The 15,950-nt window shown below is 66.1% G+C and carries 15 protein-coding genes and 1 pseudogene; 12 read left to right on the top strand and 4 right to left on the bottom strand.

The window, feature by feature from the left end; all coding sequences use genetic code 11:
• The first annotated feature begins 12 nt into the window (after nt 1–12).
• The 8 genes from VEIS_RS05640 (at nt 13) to VEIS_RS31480 (ending at nt 8,940) form a co-directional block, all read left to right on the top strand.
• Nucleotides 13–1,020, top strand: a complete 1,008-nt coding sequence (locus VEIS_RS05640) for a class 1 fructose-bisphosphatase (RefSeq protein ID WP_011808932.1) — start codon at nt 13–15, stop codon at nt 1,018–1,020.
• 168 nt (nt 1,021–1,188) lie between these two features.
• On the top strand, nt 1,189–2,352 hold the full coding sequence (carA, locus tag VEIS_RS05635; protein WP_011808931.1) for a glutamine-hydrolyzing carbamoyl-phosphate synthase small subunit: 1,164 nt from the start codon (nt 1,189–1,191) through the stop codon (nt 2,350–2,352).
• Nucleotides 2,352–5,618, top strand: a complete 3,267-nt coding sequence (carB, locus tag VEIS_RS05630; protein ID WP_041950571.1) for a carbamoyl-phosphate synthase large subunit — start codon at nt 2,352–2,354, stop codon at nt 5,616–5,618. Before carA ends, carB begins: the two co-directional genes overlap by 1 nt.
• Nucleotides 5,619–5,735: 117 nt before the next feature.
• Complete coding sequence (gene greA / locus VEIS_RS05625) at nt 5,736–6,212, top strand: transcription elongation factor GreA (RefSeq protein WP_011808929.1); 477 nt, start codon at nt 5,736–5,738, stop codon at nt 6,210–6,212.
• A gap of 28 nt (nt 6,213–6,240) precedes the next feature.
• Complete coding sequence (locus VEIS_RS05620; RefSeq protein WP_011808928.1) at nt 6,241–6,675, top strand: DUF4149 domain-containing protein; 435 nt, start codon at nt 6,241–6,243, stop codon at nt 6,673–6,675.
• 178 nt (nt 6,676–6,853) lie between these two features.
• Complete coding sequence (locus VEIS_RS05615; RefSeq protein ID WP_011808927.1) at nt 6,854–7,792, top strand: ATP-binding cassette domain-containing protein; 939 nt, start codon at nt 6,854–6,856, stop codon at nt 7,790–7,792.
• Between the two features lie 34 nt (nt 7,793–7,826).
• A complete protein-coding gene (locus VEIS_RS05610) occupies nt 7,827–8,669 on the top strand; it encodes an ABC transporter permease (RefSeq protein WP_011808926.1) in 843 nt (280 codons plus the stop codon).
• A 52-nt stretch (nt 8,670–8,721) separates the two neighbouring features.
• Entirely contained in the window at nt 8,722–8,940 is a 219-nt protein-coding gene (locus tag VEIS_RS31480; protein WP_198137959.1) for a transposase, read from the top strand.
• 26 nt (nt 8,941–8,966) lie between these two features.
• Here the strand turns inward: VEIS_RS31480 and VEIS_RS05600 are convergent, their stop codons facing one another.
• Together VEIS_RS05600 and VEIS_RS05595 are read right to left on the bottom strand one after the other, a co-directional pair.
• Nucleotides 8,967–9,917, bottom strand: coding sequence for a Bug family tripartite tricarboxylate transporter substrate binding protein (locus tag VEIS_RS05600; RefSeq protein WP_157048699.1), 951 nt, complete (start codon nt 9,915–9,917; stop codon nt 8,967–8,969).
• Between the two features lie 14 nt (nt 9,918–9,931).
• Nucleotides 9,932–10,744: an enoyl-CoA hydratase/isomerase family protein gene (locus VEIS_RS05595; protein ID WP_011808923.1), complete on the bottom strand. Its 813-nt coding sequence runs from the start codon at nt 10,742–10,744 to the stop codon at nt 9,932–9,934.
• Between the two features lie 448 nt (nt 10,745–11,192).
• On the opposite strand from VEIS_RS05595, the gene garD reads away from it, so the two are divergent.
• The 4 genes and pseudogenes from garD (at nt 11,193) to VEIS_RS30280 (ending at nt 13,698) form a co-directional block, all read left to right on the top strand.
• Nucleotides 11,193–12,764 carry a galactarate dehydratase gene (gene garD, locus VEIS_RS05590; protein ID WP_011808921.1) on the top strand — a complete coding sequence of 524 codons (1,572 nt, stop codon included), beginning with the start codon at nt 11,193–11,195 and terminating at the stop codon, nt 12,762–12,764.
• Nucleotides 12,685–12,960: pseudogene (locus tag VEIS_RS31305) on the top strand (hypothetical protein); the annotation flags it as partial. The gene garD and the pseudogene VEIS_RS31305, both read left to right, overlap by 80 nt.
• A 10-nt stretch (nt 12,961–12,970) precedes the next feature.
• Complete coding sequence (locus tag VEIS_RS30285) at nt 12,971–13,264, top strand: hypothetical protein (protein WP_232287994.1); 294 nt, start codon at nt 12,971–12,973, stop codon at nt 13,262–13,264.
• A complete protein-coding gene (locus VEIS_RS30280; RefSeq protein WP_232287993.1) occupies nt 13,261–13,698 on the top strand; it encodes a hypothetical protein in 438 nt (145 codons plus the stop codon). Before VEIS_RS30285 ends, VEIS_RS30280 begins: the two co-directional genes overlap by 4 nt.
• On the opposite strand, the gene VEIS_RS05580 is transcribed toward VEIS_RS30280, so the two are convergent.
• Nucleotides 13,676–14,674 carry a Bug family tripartite tricarboxylate transporter substrate binding protein gene (locus tag VEIS_RS05580; protein WP_011808919.1) on the bottom strand — a complete coding sequence of 333 codons (999 nt, stop codon included), beginning with the start codon at nt 14,672–14,674 and terminating at the stop codon, nt 13,676–13,678. The genes VEIS_RS30280 and VEIS_RS05580 overlap by 23 nt on opposite strands.
• Nucleotides 14,675–14,703: 29 nt before the next feature.
• Nucleotides 14,704–15,942: a CaiB/BaiF CoA transferase family protein gene (locus VEIS_RS05575; protein WP_408644598.1), complete on the bottom strand. Its 1,239-nt coding sequence runs from the start codon at nt 15,940–15,942 to the stop codon at nt 14,704–14,706.
• Between the last annotated feature and the right edge of the window lie 8 nt (nt 15,943–15,950).

Raw genomic sequence — 15,950 nt, 5'->3', positions numbered from 1 at the left:
AGAGGCATCACCATGGCAACCAGCATCAGCCTGACCCGCTACCTCGTCGAGCAACAACGGGCCGGCGGCCTGATACCGGCGCAGTTGCGCCTGCTGCTCGAAGTGGTGGCCCGCGCCTGCAAGAGCATCAGCCACGCAGTGAGCAAAGGCGCTCTGGGCGATGTGCTGGGCACGGCCGGCAGCGAGAACGTGCAGGGCGAGGTGCAGAAAAAGCTCGACATCATTGCCAACGGGGTGCTGATCGAGGCCAACGAATGGGGCGGCCACCTGGCGGCCATGGCGTCCGAAGAAATGGACGGCATCTACCTGGTGCCCCACCGCTACCCGCAAGGCGAATACCTGCTGCTGTTCGACCCCCTGGACGGCTCCAGCAACATCGACGTGAACGTCAGCATCGGCACCATCTTCAGCGTGCTCAGAAAGCCCGACGGCGAGCGCCGCGTCGAAGAGACCGACTTCCTGCAACCCGGCACCCGCCAGGTCGCCGCCGGCTACTGCATCTACGGCCCGCAGACCATGCTGGCATTGACCGTGGGCGCTGGCGTGGCGCTGTTCACGCTGGACCGCGAACAAGGCTCGTTCGTGCTGACGCAAGAGAACCTGCGCATCCCCGAAGAGACCCGGGAATTCGCCATCAACATGAGCAACATGCGCCACTGGGCTGCACCCGTCAAACGCTACATCGACGAATGCCTGCAAGGCCGCAGCGGCCCGCGCGGCAAGGACTTCAACATGCGCTGGGTCGCCAGCATGGTGGCCGACATGCACCGCATCCTCAGCCGCGGCGGCGTTTTCCTGTACCCCTGGGACCGGCGCGAACCCCACAAGCCCGGCAAGCTGCGCCTGCTGTACGAGGCCAACCCCATGGGCTGGCTGGTCGAGCAGGCCGGCGGCGCCGCCAGCAACGGCCGGCAACGCATCCTGGAGATACAGCCGACCCACTTGCACGAGCGCGTCAGCGTGATCCTGGGCTCGAAAAATGAAGTCGAGCGCGTGGCGCTCTACCACGGCGCGCGATGAACTACAATCGAGGGCTTTTTCGCCAATAGCGTCGCCCGATCGCAACCCCAGCGACACCCATTCGAGTAATAGTCAGTCACCACCGCACAGGCGCACGGGCGCGCAGGCCTGCGGATGTGCCAACATGGACTGCCAGCGCCGGGCGACCGTAACCATCCGGAGAACCCAGTGCTTTTGTCTCTACAGGGAAGTTTCCCGCCCGCCATCCTGGCGCTCGCAGACGGCACGGTCTTCGTCGGCCATTCGATTGGTGCCACCGGCACCACGGTCGCAGAAATGGTGTTCAACACCGCCATCACCGGCTACCAGGAAATCCTCACCGACCCGAGCTACTGCCAGCAGATCGTGACATTCACGTACCCGCACATCGGCAACTGCGGCGTCAATGAGGAGGACGTCGAATCCGACCAGATCCACGCCGCCGGCCTGGTCATCAAGAACCTGCCGCCGCTGGCCAGCAACTTTCGCGCGACGGCCACGCTGGCGCAATACCTGGTGCGCGGGCAGACCGTCGCCATTGCCAATGTCGACACCCGCCAACTGACCCGCCTGCTGCGCAGCCGGGGCGCGCAAAACGGCGCCATCATCGGCCTGGCCGCAGGCCAGCAGGTCACGCCAGCGCGCATCGACGAGGCCATCGCCTTGGCCCGGGCAGCGCCCGACATGGCCGGTCGCGACCTGGCCCGGGTGGTGAGCACCGCAACGCGCTACCCATGGACGCAGACCGGGTGGCGGCTCGGCAGCGGCCATGGCCAGCTCGCGCAAGCGCGGTTTCATGTGGTGGCCTATGACTTTGGCGTGAAGAAAACCCTTCTGCGCATGTTGGCCGAGCGCGGCTGCCGGCTCACCGTGGTGCCGGCACAAACGCCTGCCGACCAGGTGCTGGCGCTGCGGCCCGATGGGGTCTTCCTGTCCAACGGCCCGGGCGACCCGGCGCCTTGCGACTACGCCATCGCGGCCACGCAGCAACTCATCGCCAGCGGCCTGCCCATGTTCGGCGTCTGCCTGGGCCACCAGATCATGGCCCTGGCCTCGGGCGCCCGGACCTTCAAGATGGACCACGGCCACCATGGCGCCAACCACCCGGTGCAAGACCTGGACACCGGCCGCGTCAGCATCACCAGCCAAAACCACGGCTTTGCGGTGGCGCCGGACTCGCTGCCGGCCTGTCTGCGCGCCACGCATATCAGCCTGTTCGACGGCACGCTGCAAGGACTGGAACGCACCGACCGGCCCGCGTTCTGCTTTCAGGGCCACCCCGAGGCCTCGCCCGGCCCGCACGATATCGCCTACCTGTTCGACCGCTTCACCGCGCTGATGGAGAACGCATGATGCCCAAGCGCACCGACCTCGAATCGATCCTCATCATTGGCGCCGGCCCGATCATCATCGGCCAGGCCTGCGAATTCGACTACTCCGGCGTACAAGCCTGCAAGGCCCTGCGCGAAGAGGGCTACCGCGTCATCCTGATCAACAGCAACCCGGCCACGATCATGACCGACCCGGCCACGGCCGATGTGACCTATATCGAGCCCATCACCTGGCAGACGATCGAAAAGATCATCGCCAAAGAGCGCCCCGACGCCATCTTGCCCACCATGGGCGGTCAGACCGCGCTCAATTGCGCGTTGGACCTGTGGCACAACGGCGTGCTCGACAAGTACCGGGTCGAGTTGATCGGCGCCACGCCCGAGGCCATCGACAAGGCCGAAGACCGCCTGAAGTTCAAGGACGCGATGACCCGGATCGGCCTGGGCTCTGCGCGCTCGGGCATAGCCCACAGCATGGAGCAGGCCTGGGCGGTGCAAAAAGACCTGGGCTTTCCCGCCGTGATCCGCCCGAGCTTCACGCTCGGCGGCACCGGCGGCGGCATCGCCTACAACCCGGAAGAGTTCGAGACCATCTGCAAGCGCGGCCTGCAAGCCTCGCCGACCAACGAGCTGCTGATCGAAGAATCGCTGCTCGGCTGGAAGGAATACGAGATGGAAGTGGTGCGCGACAAGGCCGACAACTGCATCATCATCTGCTCCATCGAGAACCTGGACCCGATGGGCGTGCACACCGGCGACTCGATCACCGTCGCGCCTGCGCAGACGCTGACCGACAAGGAATACCAGATCATGCGCAACGCCTCGCTGGCGGTGCTGCGCGAGATCGGCGTCGACACCGGGGGCGCGAACGTGCAGTTCGCGGTGAACCCCGAGGACGGCCGCATGATCGTCATCGAGATGAACCCGCGGGTCTCGCGCTCGTCCGCGCTGGCCTCCAAGGCCACGGGCTTTCCGATTGCCAAGGTGGCGGCCAAACTGGCCGTCGGCTACACGCTGGCCGAACTGCGCAACGACATCACCGGTGGCGCGACGCCGGCATCGTTCGAGCCCTCGATCGACTACGTGGTCACCAAGATCCCGCGTTTCGCGTTCGAGAAATTCCCCACCGCCGACAGCCGCCTGACCACGCAGATGAAGTCCGTGGGCGAGGTGATGGCCATGGGCCGCAGTTTCCAGGAATCGTTCCAGAAAGCCCTGCGCGGCCTGGAAGTGGGCGTGGACGGCATGAACGAAAAAACCCAGGACCGCGAAGTGCTCGAAAAGGAATTGGGCGAGCCTGGCCCCGAGCGCATCTGGTATGTCGGCGATGCGTTCGCGATGGGCCTGTCGGTCGATGAGGTGCATGGCCTGACCCGCATCGACAAGTGGTTCCTGGCGCAGATCGAAGAGATCGTGAAAATCGAGCTCGAACTCGACCAACTGACCATCGAACAGGGCGACGCCGCGCTGGCGGCGCTGACTGCCGGCACGCTGCGCGCGCTCAAGCAAAAGGGCTTTTCCGACCGCCGCCTGGCCAAGTTGCTCAAGACCGGCGAAAAAGCCGTGCGCCAAGCGCGCCACGCACTCAACGTGCGCCCGGTGTACAAGCGCGTGGACACCTGCGCCGCAGAATTTGCCACCAACACCGCCTACCTGTACTCGACCTATGAGAACGAGTGCGAGGCCGAACCGAGCCAGAAGAAAAAGATCATGGTGCTCGGCGGCGGCCCGAACCGCATCGGCCAGGGCATAGAGTTCGACTACTGCTGCGTGCACGCCGCGCTGGCGCTGCGCGAGGATGGGTTTGAGACCATCATGGTCAATTGCAACCCGGAAACCGTCTCCACCGACTACGACATCTCCGACCGCCTGTACTTCGAGCCGCTGACGCTCGAAGACATGCTCGAAATCGTGGACAAGGAAAAACCCGACGGCGTGATCGTGCAATACGGCGGCCAGACGCCGCTGAAACTGGCCTTGGGCCTGGCCGCCGAAGGCGTGCCCATCATCGGCACCAGCCCCGACATGATCGACGCGGCCGAAGACCGCGAACGCTTCCAGAAACTGCTGGGCGACCTGGGTCTGCGCCAGCCGCCCAACGCCACGGCCCGCACCGAAGCCCAGGCGCTGGAAAAAGCCGCCAGCCTGGGCTACCCGCTGGTGGTGCGCCCCAGCTATGTGCTCGGTGGCCGGGCGATGGAGATCGTGCACGAGCAGCGCGACCTCGAGCGCTACATGCGCGAAGCCGTCAAGGTGAGCAACGACTCGCCGGTGCTGCTCGACCGCTTCCTGAACGACGCCATCGAATGCGATGTCGATTGCCTGCGCGACCTCCAGGGCCAGACCTTCATCGGCGGCGTGATGGAGCATATCGAGCAAGCCGGCGTGCACTCGGGCGACTCGGCCTGCTCGCTGCCCCCGTACTACCTGTCCGGGGCGACGGTGGACGAACTCAAGCGCCAGAGCGCCGCCATGGCCAAGGGCCTGAACGTGGTCGGATTGATGAACGTGCAATTCGCCATCCAGGAAGTGAACGGCCAGGACGTGATCTACGTGCTGGAGGTCAACCCCCGCGCCTCGCGCACCGTGCCCTTCGTCTCCAAGGCCACGGGCATCCCGCTGGCCAAGGTGGCCGCGCGCTGCATGGCCGGCCAGTCGCTGGCCGCGCAGGGCATCACCCGGGAGGTCACGCCGCCCTACTTCAGCGTCAAGGAGGCCGTGTTCCCGTTCGTCAAATTCCCCGGCGTAGACACCATCCTCGGCCCCGAGATGAAGTCCACCGGGGAGGTGATGGGCGTGGGCAAGACCTTTGGCGCAGCCTTCGTCAAGAGCCAGCTCGGCGCAGGCACCAAGCTGCCCACTGCGGGCAAGGTGTTCCTCACCGTGAAGAACAGCGACAAGCCGCGCGCGGTGGACATCGCCGGCCAACTGGTCGCGCTCGGCTTCGAACTGCTGGCCACCAAGGGCACGGCAGCGGCCATCGAAGCAGCGGGCGTGCCGGTCAAGGTGGTCCACAAGGTCACCGAAGGCCGCCCGCATATCGTGGACATGATCAAGGACAACCAGATCGTGCTGGTAATCAACACGGTGGAAGAGCGCCGCAATGCCATCGCCGATTCACGCGCCATCCGCACCTCCTCGCTGCTGGCCCGCGTGACCACATTTACCACCATCTTCGGCGCCGAAGCCGCCGTCGAAGGCATGCAGCACCTGGACCAGCTCGACGTGTATTCGGTGCAGCAATTGCACGCACAGTTGCTGGTCTGCGCCCCGGCAAAAGCGGCATAATCTGCGCCTGACCCCGAATACCGCCGCGCGGCAACCGTGCGGCGGTTTGCTTTTTGCATCCCGCGGATGCAAACGTCTTGGCACTGCTGTTGTCTTGACCCATGGAGATTGACAAGAATGACCACCATCCCGATTACCAAGCGCGGCGCCGAGAAACTCAAGCAAGAGCTGCACCACCTCAAGACCGTGGAGCGCCCGTCCGTGATCACGGCGATCGCCGAAGCGCGCGCACAAGGCGACCTGAGTGAAAACGCCGACTACGACGCGGCCAAAGACCGCCAAGGCTTCGTCGAAGGGCGCATCCAGGAGATCGAGGGAAAACTCTCCGTGGCGCAAGTGATCGATCCGGGCGAAGTCGACGGCGGCGGCAAGGTGGTCTTTGGCGCCACGGTGCAACTCGAAGACGAAGAATCCGGCGACACGGTGACCTACCAGATCGTGGGCGAGGACGAGGCCGACCTCAAGCAGGGCCTGATCAACATCTCCAGCCCCATCGCGCGCGCACTGATCGGCAAGGAAGAAGGCGACACCGCCGAAGTGCAAGCGCCCAGCGGCATCCGGCGCTACGAAGTGGTGGCGGTCAGCTACCGGTGAGCAGCAGGCAACGCGACGGCCCGGAGACATGCTCGAACGCCTTCCCGCCCTGGTGGCAGCCCTGTGGTGGGGCAGCCTGAGCACCATCGGCCCTGTGGTGGTGCCGCTGCTGTTTGCCCAGTTGCCGTCGCCAGCGCTGGCCGGCCAAATGGCGGCCCGGCTGTTTGCTGCGCAGACTTGGGTGGCGCTGGCCTGCGGCCTGGTGCTGCTGCTGGCATCCAGACCCCGACATGCGCCGCAACAGCCCCCGTGGGCCAACGCAGCCATGGTGTTCATCCTGAGCGGCATGCTGCTGGCATTGCTGAGCCAGTTCGGCGTAGCGCCACGCATCATGGCCCGGCAAGACCTGCGCCTGTGGCACAGCCTGGGCACGGCGATGTACGCGCTGCAATGGTGCTGCGCGCTGGCCGTGCTGTGGCAAACGCTGCGCCATGATCCGCAGCCCGGGGCGCTTGGCCGATGAGCCAGCCATCCGGGGCAAGTGCTGCAAGGCAATGCCGGCGCGCTGCGCCGGTACCGGCGTGCGGGTTTTGTCGACGACCAGTTCCACCCGGCCTTGTGGGCCGCGCGCAGTCTTTGCAGCAATACCTGTGGCGGCGACGCCCCGTTTTCCGATGCCCGCCACTGCGCGACAATGCAACATGCCTGTGACGCCCTCTCTTTCCCCCCTGTTGCAGGTCCGGGACCTGTCCAAGCGTTACGCCAATGCCGATGTCGTCAAGGACTTGTCTTTTGACATCGCGCCGGGCGAATGCCTGGGTGTCATAGGCCCCAACGGCGCCGGCAAAACCACCACCATCCGCATGTGCCTGGGGCTTGCCGCGCCGGACGGCGGCAGCATCCACGCCATGGACCTGCAGATGCCGCGCGATGCCTTGGCCATCAAGGCCCGGTGGGGCGTGGTGAGCCAGATGGACACGCTGGACCCGGACTTCAGTTGCGCCGAGAACCTGCTGGTGTATGGCCGCTACTTTGGCATGCGGGACGCGCAGATCGAGGCGCGCATTCCATCGCTGCTGGAGTTTGCCTCGCTGTCGCACAAAGCCGATGTCCGCCCGGGCGAATTGTCGGGCGGCATGAAGCGGCGGCTCTCGCTGGCACGCGCATTGGTCAACGATCCCCAACTGTTGCTGCTGGACGAACCCACCACCGGTCTGGACCCGCAGGCCCGCCACCTGATGTGGGAGCGTTTGCAATTGCTGTTGCAGCAGGGCAAATCGATTTTGCTGACCACCCACTTCATGGACGAGGCCGAGCGCCTGTGTACGCGCCTGCTGGTGCTGGACCACGGCAAGAAAATCGCCGAAGGCAAGCCGCGCGACCTGATCGCCCGGCATCTGGAGCCTGAAGTGGTGGAGGTGTATGGCATAGGCGCGCTGGCGCTGCCGGATGGCCCCTTGCGCGCCCTGGCCTCGCGCGTGGAGGTAAGCGGCGAGACGGTGTTTTTCTACACCGACCATGCCGCCGCGCTGCTGCACGCGCTGGGTGAGCAGCCCCACCTGCACACCCTGCATCGGCCCGCCAATCTGGAGGACCTTTTCCTCAAACTGACAGGACGCCAAATCCGGGAGGACGCATGAACCATCGTTTTCCCCCATTTCCCGGGATGACGCCATGACCACCCTGAGCACCCCTGCAAAACCCACGCTGCAACCAGGCATCTGGCGCGCACCCATCCTGTCGCTGCGCTTTTGGCCAGTGTTTCAGCGCAACCTGCTGGTCTGGCGCAAACTGGCCATTCCCAGTCTGGTGGGCAACATCGCCGAGCCGCTGATGTGGTTGGTGGCCTTTGGCTACGGCATGGGGGCATTGGTCGGGCACGTCAATGTGGTCGGTGCGCAAGGCGCGCAGCAGGTGCCCTACATCCTGTTCCTGGCCAGCGGCGCCATCTGCATGAGCGCGATGCAGGCGGCGTCGTTCGAGGCGCTGTACTCCGCGTTCTCGCGCATGCATGTGCAAAAGACCTGGGACAGCATCCTGAACGCCCCCGTGGGGCTGGACGACATCGTGCTGGCCGAGATGTTGTGGGCCGCCTTCAAGTCGCTGTTTACCGTCACCGCCATTCTTGGCGTGATGCTGGCGTTGCAGATCAGCCATTCACCGAAGCTGTTGCTGGCATGGCCCATCCTGTTGGGCGTGGGCATCACCTTCAGTTGCATCGCACTGGTGTTCAACGCGCTGGCCAAGGGCTACGATTTTTTCACCTACTACTTCACGCTGTTTCTCACCCCGATGATGTTCCTGAGCGGCGTGTTTTTCCCGCTGGAACAACTGCCCCGGATGCTGCAAGCGGCCGCCAGTTGGCTGCCGCTGTCCAATGCCGTGGCGCTGGTGCGCCCCTTGTTCATGGACCAATGGCCGCAGGACGCGGCGCGCCATGCGCTGGTGCTGCTGGTCTACACCGTGGCGGCGTTCTGGCTGGCGTTGGCACTGACGCGCAAGCGCTTTCAGCGGTAGTTGCCCGCAGCGTTGCGCAGGCGTGCTGCTTGTGCGGCTGTGCGGCGTAGCCTTGCACCACGCAGTTTGCATCACGCAGCGGCTGTCGTTCCTGCCACCGCATTCACCTGAACTCAATCCGCTGGAGCACCTCTGGGATGGGCTGCGAAAAAAGCATTTCCGCAAGCGCGTCTTCGACAGCATCGATGCCCTCGAAGACCATCCTGTCGTAGCGTTGCGCGATCTCGAAACGCCCCCGAGCGCGGCAAAATCATTCGACATCGCCACCTGACATGCTGCCCCTTGAGAAAAGAAACGTCAGAGTTTTTCAAAACCGATGTCCTCGATGATTTTTCTCCAGCGCTCGTTCTGGCTGGCGACGAGTTTGCCGAAGTCGGTTCGGGACATCGGAGCAGGAATCGCCCCCAGTTTCTCGATGGCGGCGATCACTTCGGGATCGGTGAGCGCCTGGCGCACTGTGGCATTGAGCCGATCGAGAATCCTGGGCGCCGTGCCTGCGGGCGCCCCCAGGCCGAACCACGAGGGGTTGTTCATTGCCGGCAGTCCGGCTTGCGCATAGGTCGGCACCTGCGCCAGCAGTTTGAGCCGCTGCCTGGCCGCTACCGCCAAGGGTCGGATCTGCCCCGACTGTATGAGACCGGCGGACGATGGAATGTTGTCGAACACCAGGCTGACCTGCCCCGCGATCAAATCTGCCAGCGCCGGCCCCAGTCCTTTGTAAGGCACATGCAGCATTTGCGTGCCCGTCAGATGCTCGAACAGCTCGCCATTGATGTGGCTAAGCCCGCCGTTGCCGGAGGATCCGAAGGCATACCTGCCGGGATGGGCTTTGAGTGCTTGCACCAGTCCCTGCAGATCCGTGGCTGGAAAACCCGGGTTGATGACGAGCACGTTGGGCACATCGGCAATATTGCTGATCGGCGCGAAGTCCTCGACGGGGTCGTAAGCCATCTTGGCGTAGACGTTCGGGTTCACCGCATGAGAGCTTTCCACCACCATCACCAGTGTGTAGCCATCAGCCGGCTGCCTGGCTGCGTATGCAGAGCCCACCGCCCCACCGGCGCCGGGCCGATTCTCCACGACGAACGGCTGTTTCGAAATGGCCCCCAGCCGGGTGGCGACGATGCGGGCCAGCAGGTCTGTCGTGCCGCCTGGCGCGTAGGGGACGATGAGCTTCACGGGCCGGTCCGGGTAGCCCCGTGCGTAGGCTGGCAGCACAGTTGCGCCGCAGGTCAGGCCCAGCGCCATGAGGGTTCTTCTGTTCATGCGTCGGCCCTGGTTTCTGGTGGATCCGATATCGACTGCGGTTGCGGCCAGACTGGCTGGCGCTTTTCGCAGAACGCAGCGACCCCTTCGCGCCCGTCCCCGGAGGTGGCGATCGCGCAGAAAGTTTCCACGGCTGCGGCGACACCGCGACGGGTGTCGTTGTCGATGGCGCGCAGGAATGCCATGCGCCCGATCCTCATGGCACTCGGCGCCTTGCCGGCCAGCCGTTGCGCAATGGAGCGGGCCTCCTGCAGCACCAGATCGTCATCGACCACGCGGCTGACGATTCCAAGGCCCATGGCCTCGGCGGCGCCGAAGCTCCGGCCAGTGAACAAAAGATCGAAAGCCCGGTGGCGACCAACGATGCGCGGCAGGTGGGTGAAGTGGATTGCGGGGAGCAAGCCGACATCGATCTCCGGATAGCCGAACGTGGCCGAGCGACCGGCAACGAGCATGTCGCAGGAGATGGCCAGCGTCATCCCGCCGCCGCGGGCCGCTCCGGCCACTGCGGCAATGCTGGGCTTTCCAAGCCTGAACTGCGCATCGCACAGCGCGGTGTAGAGTTTGTCCAGCAGCGCATGGATTTTTTCCGGCGGCGCTGCGTTCAGCGCCTGAAGATCGAGCCCGGCACAAAAGCGGCGCGGCACGGCACTGGCAAGGACCACGGCACGCACGCCGGCGTCGGCTGCGGCGCGCTGCAAGGCATCGAGCAATTGGCCCACCATCTCTTCGGTCAATGCGTTCACCGGCGGGTGTTCCAGCGTGATCTCGGCCACTGCTGCGTGGACTTGGTACCTGACTGCGGACATGGACGATTCCTTCTGAAATGACGTTCGCGCGCCCTCGGGCAGCCAGTCTGCACGACCCGGGCGCGCTTGCAGATCGCGATCGCGGCAGCGCTGCAACCCTGCCCGCGCAGGGTCTGAGCGGTGTGCCGGCCCGGCAACGGTGCAGCGCGGGTAGCTTGCCACGCCGCTCGCTGAAAGTGAAAGCGCGCCGGCGCGTCCATGTTCTGCCCCTTGCCGAGTATCGGGCGACTGGTTTCTGCGACCCATTTGCGCGCTGCCGTCTGCGGGTGACGGCCAGCGACCTCGCCCGAGCCACCCGGCCCGAAGGGTACGATGGTCTGGATTCATCGGTCGTGGACGACGCGCGGCGTCATGAGAAACTGCGCCCACCGCGCCGCGCCCACCGTAGCCGAAGGCAAAGGCAACTCCAGTGAGCGACCAGCCCGACCCACGCGAAAGACCTGCACCGATGCCCGCCCTGACCATCCGCATGCATGCCAACGACAACGTCGCCATCGTGGCCAACGATGGCGGTCTGCCCGCAGGCACGGTGCTGCCCGAAGGTGTTGCGGGTGCCGGCATCACCTTGCGCGAGCCATTGCCCCAGGGGCACAAACTGGCGCTGCAAGACATTGCCGAAGGGGCCGCAGTGCGCCGCTACGGCGTCACCATCGGCTACGCACTCGCGCCCATTGCCGCCGGCAGTTGGGTGCACGAGCGCCGGCTGCGAATGCCCTTGGCCCGCGCGCTGCAAGACCTGCCGCTGGCCACGGGGCACGCGCCGCCGCCCGAGCCCCTGACCGGCTACACCTTCGAGGGCTACCGCAACGCCGACGGCTCGGTCGGCACGCGCAACATCCTGGCCATCACCACCACCGTGCAATGCGTGGCCGGTGTGGTGGCCCTGGCGGTGCGCCGCATACAGACCGAACTGCTGCCCCTGTACCCCCATGTGGACGATGTGATCGGCCTGGAGCACAGCCATGGCTGCGGGGTGGCCATCGACGCGCCCGAGGCCATCATCCCCATCCGCACGCTGCGCAACATCAGCCTGAACCCGAACTTTGGCGGCGAGGTGATGGTGGTCAGCCTGGGGTGCGAGAAGTTGCAGCCCGAGCGTTTGCTGCCCCCAGGCAGTTTTCCGATCACCGATGGGCGTGACCCGGCCCTGGGCCCCGAGACCATCTGCCTGCAATCCGATGCCCATCCGGGCCTGGTGGCCATGATCGAGCACATCGTGCACAGCGCCCGCCCGCATCTGGAACGCCTGAACGCCCGCCGCCGCCAGACCCTGCCCGCCAGCGAACTGGTGCTGGGGGTGCAGTGCGGCGGCAGCGACGCATTCTCGGGCGTCACCGCCAACCCCGCCGTGGGCTTTTGCAGCGACCTGCTGGTGCGTGCCGGGGCCACGGTGATGTTCAGCGAAAACACCGAGGTGCGCGATGCCGTCGAGCAACTCACCCGCCGCGCCGCCACGCCGGCGGTGGCCGAGGCCATCGTGCGCGAGCTCGGCTGGTACGACCGCTATCTGGAGCGCGGCCATGTCGACCGCGCGGCCAACACCACGCCGGGCAACCAGGCCGGCGGCCTGTCCAACATTGTCGAAAAGGCCATGGGCTCGATCATCAAGAGCGGCACCGCCCCGATCTCGCATGTGCTGGCCCCAGGCGAAAAGTTGCGCCCGAACCAGCGCGGCCTGGTCTATGCGGCCACGCCCGCCAGCGACTTCATCTGCGGCACGCTGCAACTGGCTGCGGGCATGAACCTGCATGTCTTTACCACCGGCCGGGGCACCCCCTATGGCCTGGCCGAATGCCCGGTGGTCAAAGTGGCCACGCGCTCCGACCTGGCCCGCCGTTGGCATGATCTGATGGACCTGAACGCCGGCAAGATCGCTGACGGCCAGGCCAGCATCGAGACCCTGGGCTGGGAGTTGTTCCACCTGCTGCTCGACGTGGCCAGTGGCCGCAAGAAGACCTGGGCCGAGCGGTGGAAGCTGCACAACGCGCTGGTGCTGTTCAACCCGGCGCCGGTCACCTGATGCCATCTCCCAATCGTTCGCGAACGGCCACCGCTTTCGCACCGAAGACGACGGCGTTCCCGGCCAGGTGCATCTGCAACTGCACCTGCAACTGAGCGCCGACAACGCCCTGCACATGGCCTGGAGCGCCCACGCCTTGGACGCGCCCACCGTGGTCAACATCACCGGTCATGCGTTTTGCAATCTGGCCGGCGCGGGCAGCAACCATGGCCATTTCCTGCAACTGCCTGCCAGCCGCTATCTGCCGCTGGCAGCCGACATCTGCCGCCAGCGGCGTGCTGGCCAATGTGCAAGGCACGCCGTTGGACTGGCGGCAACCCCGCCGGGTGGGCGACGCAGTGGCCCAGCCCTTCGATCGATGGCGCATGGCAGGCGGGCTGGACCATTACCTGGTGCTCGACGAAACCGCACCGTCGGCGCCCTCATCTGCCGCTCCGCCGGCCCTGCCCGGCTTGCCCGCTCCGCCCGTCCACCCGGCTTGCGCCTGGCAGCGCTGTTGATCAAGCCGATCAGCGGCCGCTCGATGCAGTTGTGGAGCACCGCGCCCGGCGTGCAAGTGTATGCAGGCCATGGCCTGAAGGCCGATCCGGCGCGAGATCGGGGGCGTGGCGCAGAGGCCGAAGGCTGGCTCTGGCAGCCGGGCGATGGCATCTGCCTGGAGCCGATGGAGTCCCCCGATAAGTCTGCGCTTGGCAAAACCGCCATCGATCAAAATAGCGAAACTGACGGTCATGCAGACAAAAAAATTGGCCGCCGAACAGGTCGAAGGTCAAGCCTTCTGTTACATGTCACCCGTGGGGCAGCCGTTTCTCTATGCGAGGCGTGCAGTGTAAGCCGTCAACGCCGACAATGGTGTGCCTCAGCCCAAAAAAATCTTTCCATGCATCTGCTGCACGGCACCAGCCAATCTCCTACTGCAAGCCGATGCCGGTGATGTCCATCAGCCGCTTCCAGCGCGCGATCTCGTCGGTCTGGTAGCGGCGCAGTCCGGCCGCTGAGGACATGATCAGTTCGGTGCCCTGCTTGCGGTAGTAAGCCTGCACCTGCCGGGTCTGCCCGGCCTGCGCGAACAGCGCGCCCAGTTGCTCGACCACCGCCGCCGGCGTCTTGGCCGACACGGCCGCCGCGACCCAATTGAACGCCAGGTACTCCGGCCAGCCGGCTTCGCCGATGGCCGGCACCTCGGGCAGCACGATGGAGCGCTCGGACGCCGTGAAGGCCAGCGCGCGCACACGGCCCGAGCGCGCCAGTTCGTAGCTGCCGGAGGCGTCGACCACCGCGAAGTCGACCTCGCCCGTCAGCACTGCATTCACCGCCTCGCCAGCGCCCTTGTAGTGGATGGCGGTCGTCTTCATCTGCGCCAGTTCGTTGAACCACTCCGAGTAGAGCAGGTACGACATCGAGCCGCTGGCGTAGTTGAGCTGGCCCGGGCGCTTGCGCGCGTCGGCCACCAGTTGGCCGAGCGTGCGGTAGGCCGACCGGGCCGGCACGATGATCAGGCAGGCGCCGCGCGAGAACAGCGTGATCGGCGCGAAGTCGGCCATCGGGTCGTAGGGCAGTTTGCGGAAGATGGCGGCGTTGGTGCTGAGCGTCGAATTGCTCCCGATGAACACCGTGTGGCCATCGTGCGGCGCGCTCAGCGCTGTCTGCACGCCGATGAAACCATTGCCGCCGGGCTTGTTTTCCACCGTCACCGGCTGGCCGGCCAGTTCGCCGATGCTCTTGGCGAAAAGTCGTGCCGTGATGTCGGTGCCGCTGCCCGGCGGGAACGGCACGATGAAGCGCATCGGGCGCGACGGAAAAGCCGGGGTCTGCGCGAACGACGGCATGCCGGCAAGGCCCGCCAGTTGCAACCAGCGGCGCCGTTGGATGTTCACGCTGCCCGAGCGCGAGTGCCGGTTGGCTTGCATGGCGCGCGCTCCTGCCGGTTCTTCGGTCGTCATTGGCCGGTGACGACGCGGCACGCTTTGAGCCGGGCGATGTCTGCCTCGCCCAGCCCCGCCTCGCGCAGGACTTCGCTGCTGTGCTGCCCGACCGTGGGCGCCTGGCGATAGACCGTGGTGGGCGTGGCCGAAAAGCGCGCCGTCGGCCGCAGTTGGCAGATGGCCCCTGCGCTCGGATGCCGGGCCTGCTCGAACAGGCCGACCGCCTTCAGGTGCGGGTGCGAGGGCAGGTCGTCGAGCGCATAGATCGGCGTTGCCGGAATATCCAGTTGCTCGCACAGCGCCATCCATTCGGCCGTGCTCTTGCTCGGCGACAGCGCGCGCAGATGGCCGTACAGCGCTTTCACATGCGTGTTGCGCTGGTGCCGGTCGGCGATGCAGTAGCGCTCGGCCAGCTCGGGCTGCCCCACTTCGGCGAAGAACGCCTGCCAGTGGCGCGTGGTGTAGGGCAGCATGCTGATCCAGCCGTCGCGCGTGCGCGCCGGCTTGCGCCCGCCTTCGAGCAGGCGCGGGTAGCCGGCCTTCACCTGCGAGCCCGGGAAGGTCATTCCGCCCATGTGCTCGGCCAGCACGAAGGCGGCCATGGTTTCGAGCATGGGCACCTCGACATACTGCCCCTGGCCGCTGCGCTCGCGGTGCAGCAGCGCCGCCAGCACTGCGTTGCAGACCGCCAGACCGGTGGTCTTGTCGGCAATCAGGCTGGGCGTGTAGTCCGGCGCATCGCGCCCGGCCGCCGCGCCCAGGCCGACCAGACCGCAGGCGGCCTGGATGATGTCGTCGAACGCCGGCTTGTCGCGGTGCGGGCCGTCCTGGCCGAAGCCGGTGGCCGCGCAGTACACCACCCTCGGGTTCCACTGCGCCACCTGCGCGTAGCCCAGGCCCAGGCGTTCGACGGCGGCCACACGCATGTTGTGCACCAGCACGTCAACGCCCGGGATCAGCGCGCGCAGCGCGGCCACGCCCTCGGGCGACTTCAGGTCGAGCGCCAGCGAGCGCTTGTTGCGATTGATGGCCAGAAAGATCGAGCTCATGCCCGGCGTTTGCGAGATGCCGTTGGCGCGCATCATGTCGCCCTCGGGCGGCTCGACCTTGATCACATCGGCGCCGTAGTCGGCCAGCACCTGGGTGGCCAGCGGGCCGAGCACCACGGCGGTCAGGTCGAGCACGCGGATGCCCCTGAGCGGCCCGCAGGGCGCGGTAGAGGACATCGGCCCGCAGGGCGCGGTAGAAGACATCGGCCCGC

Source organism: Verminephrobacter eiseniae EF01-2 (assembly GCF_000015565.1).
GTDB lineage: Bacteria > Pseudomonadota > Gammaproteobacteria > Burkholderiales > Burkholderiaceae_C > Acidovorax > Acidovorax eiseniae.
This window is presented reverse-complemented; position numbering and strand designations above follow the sequence as displayed.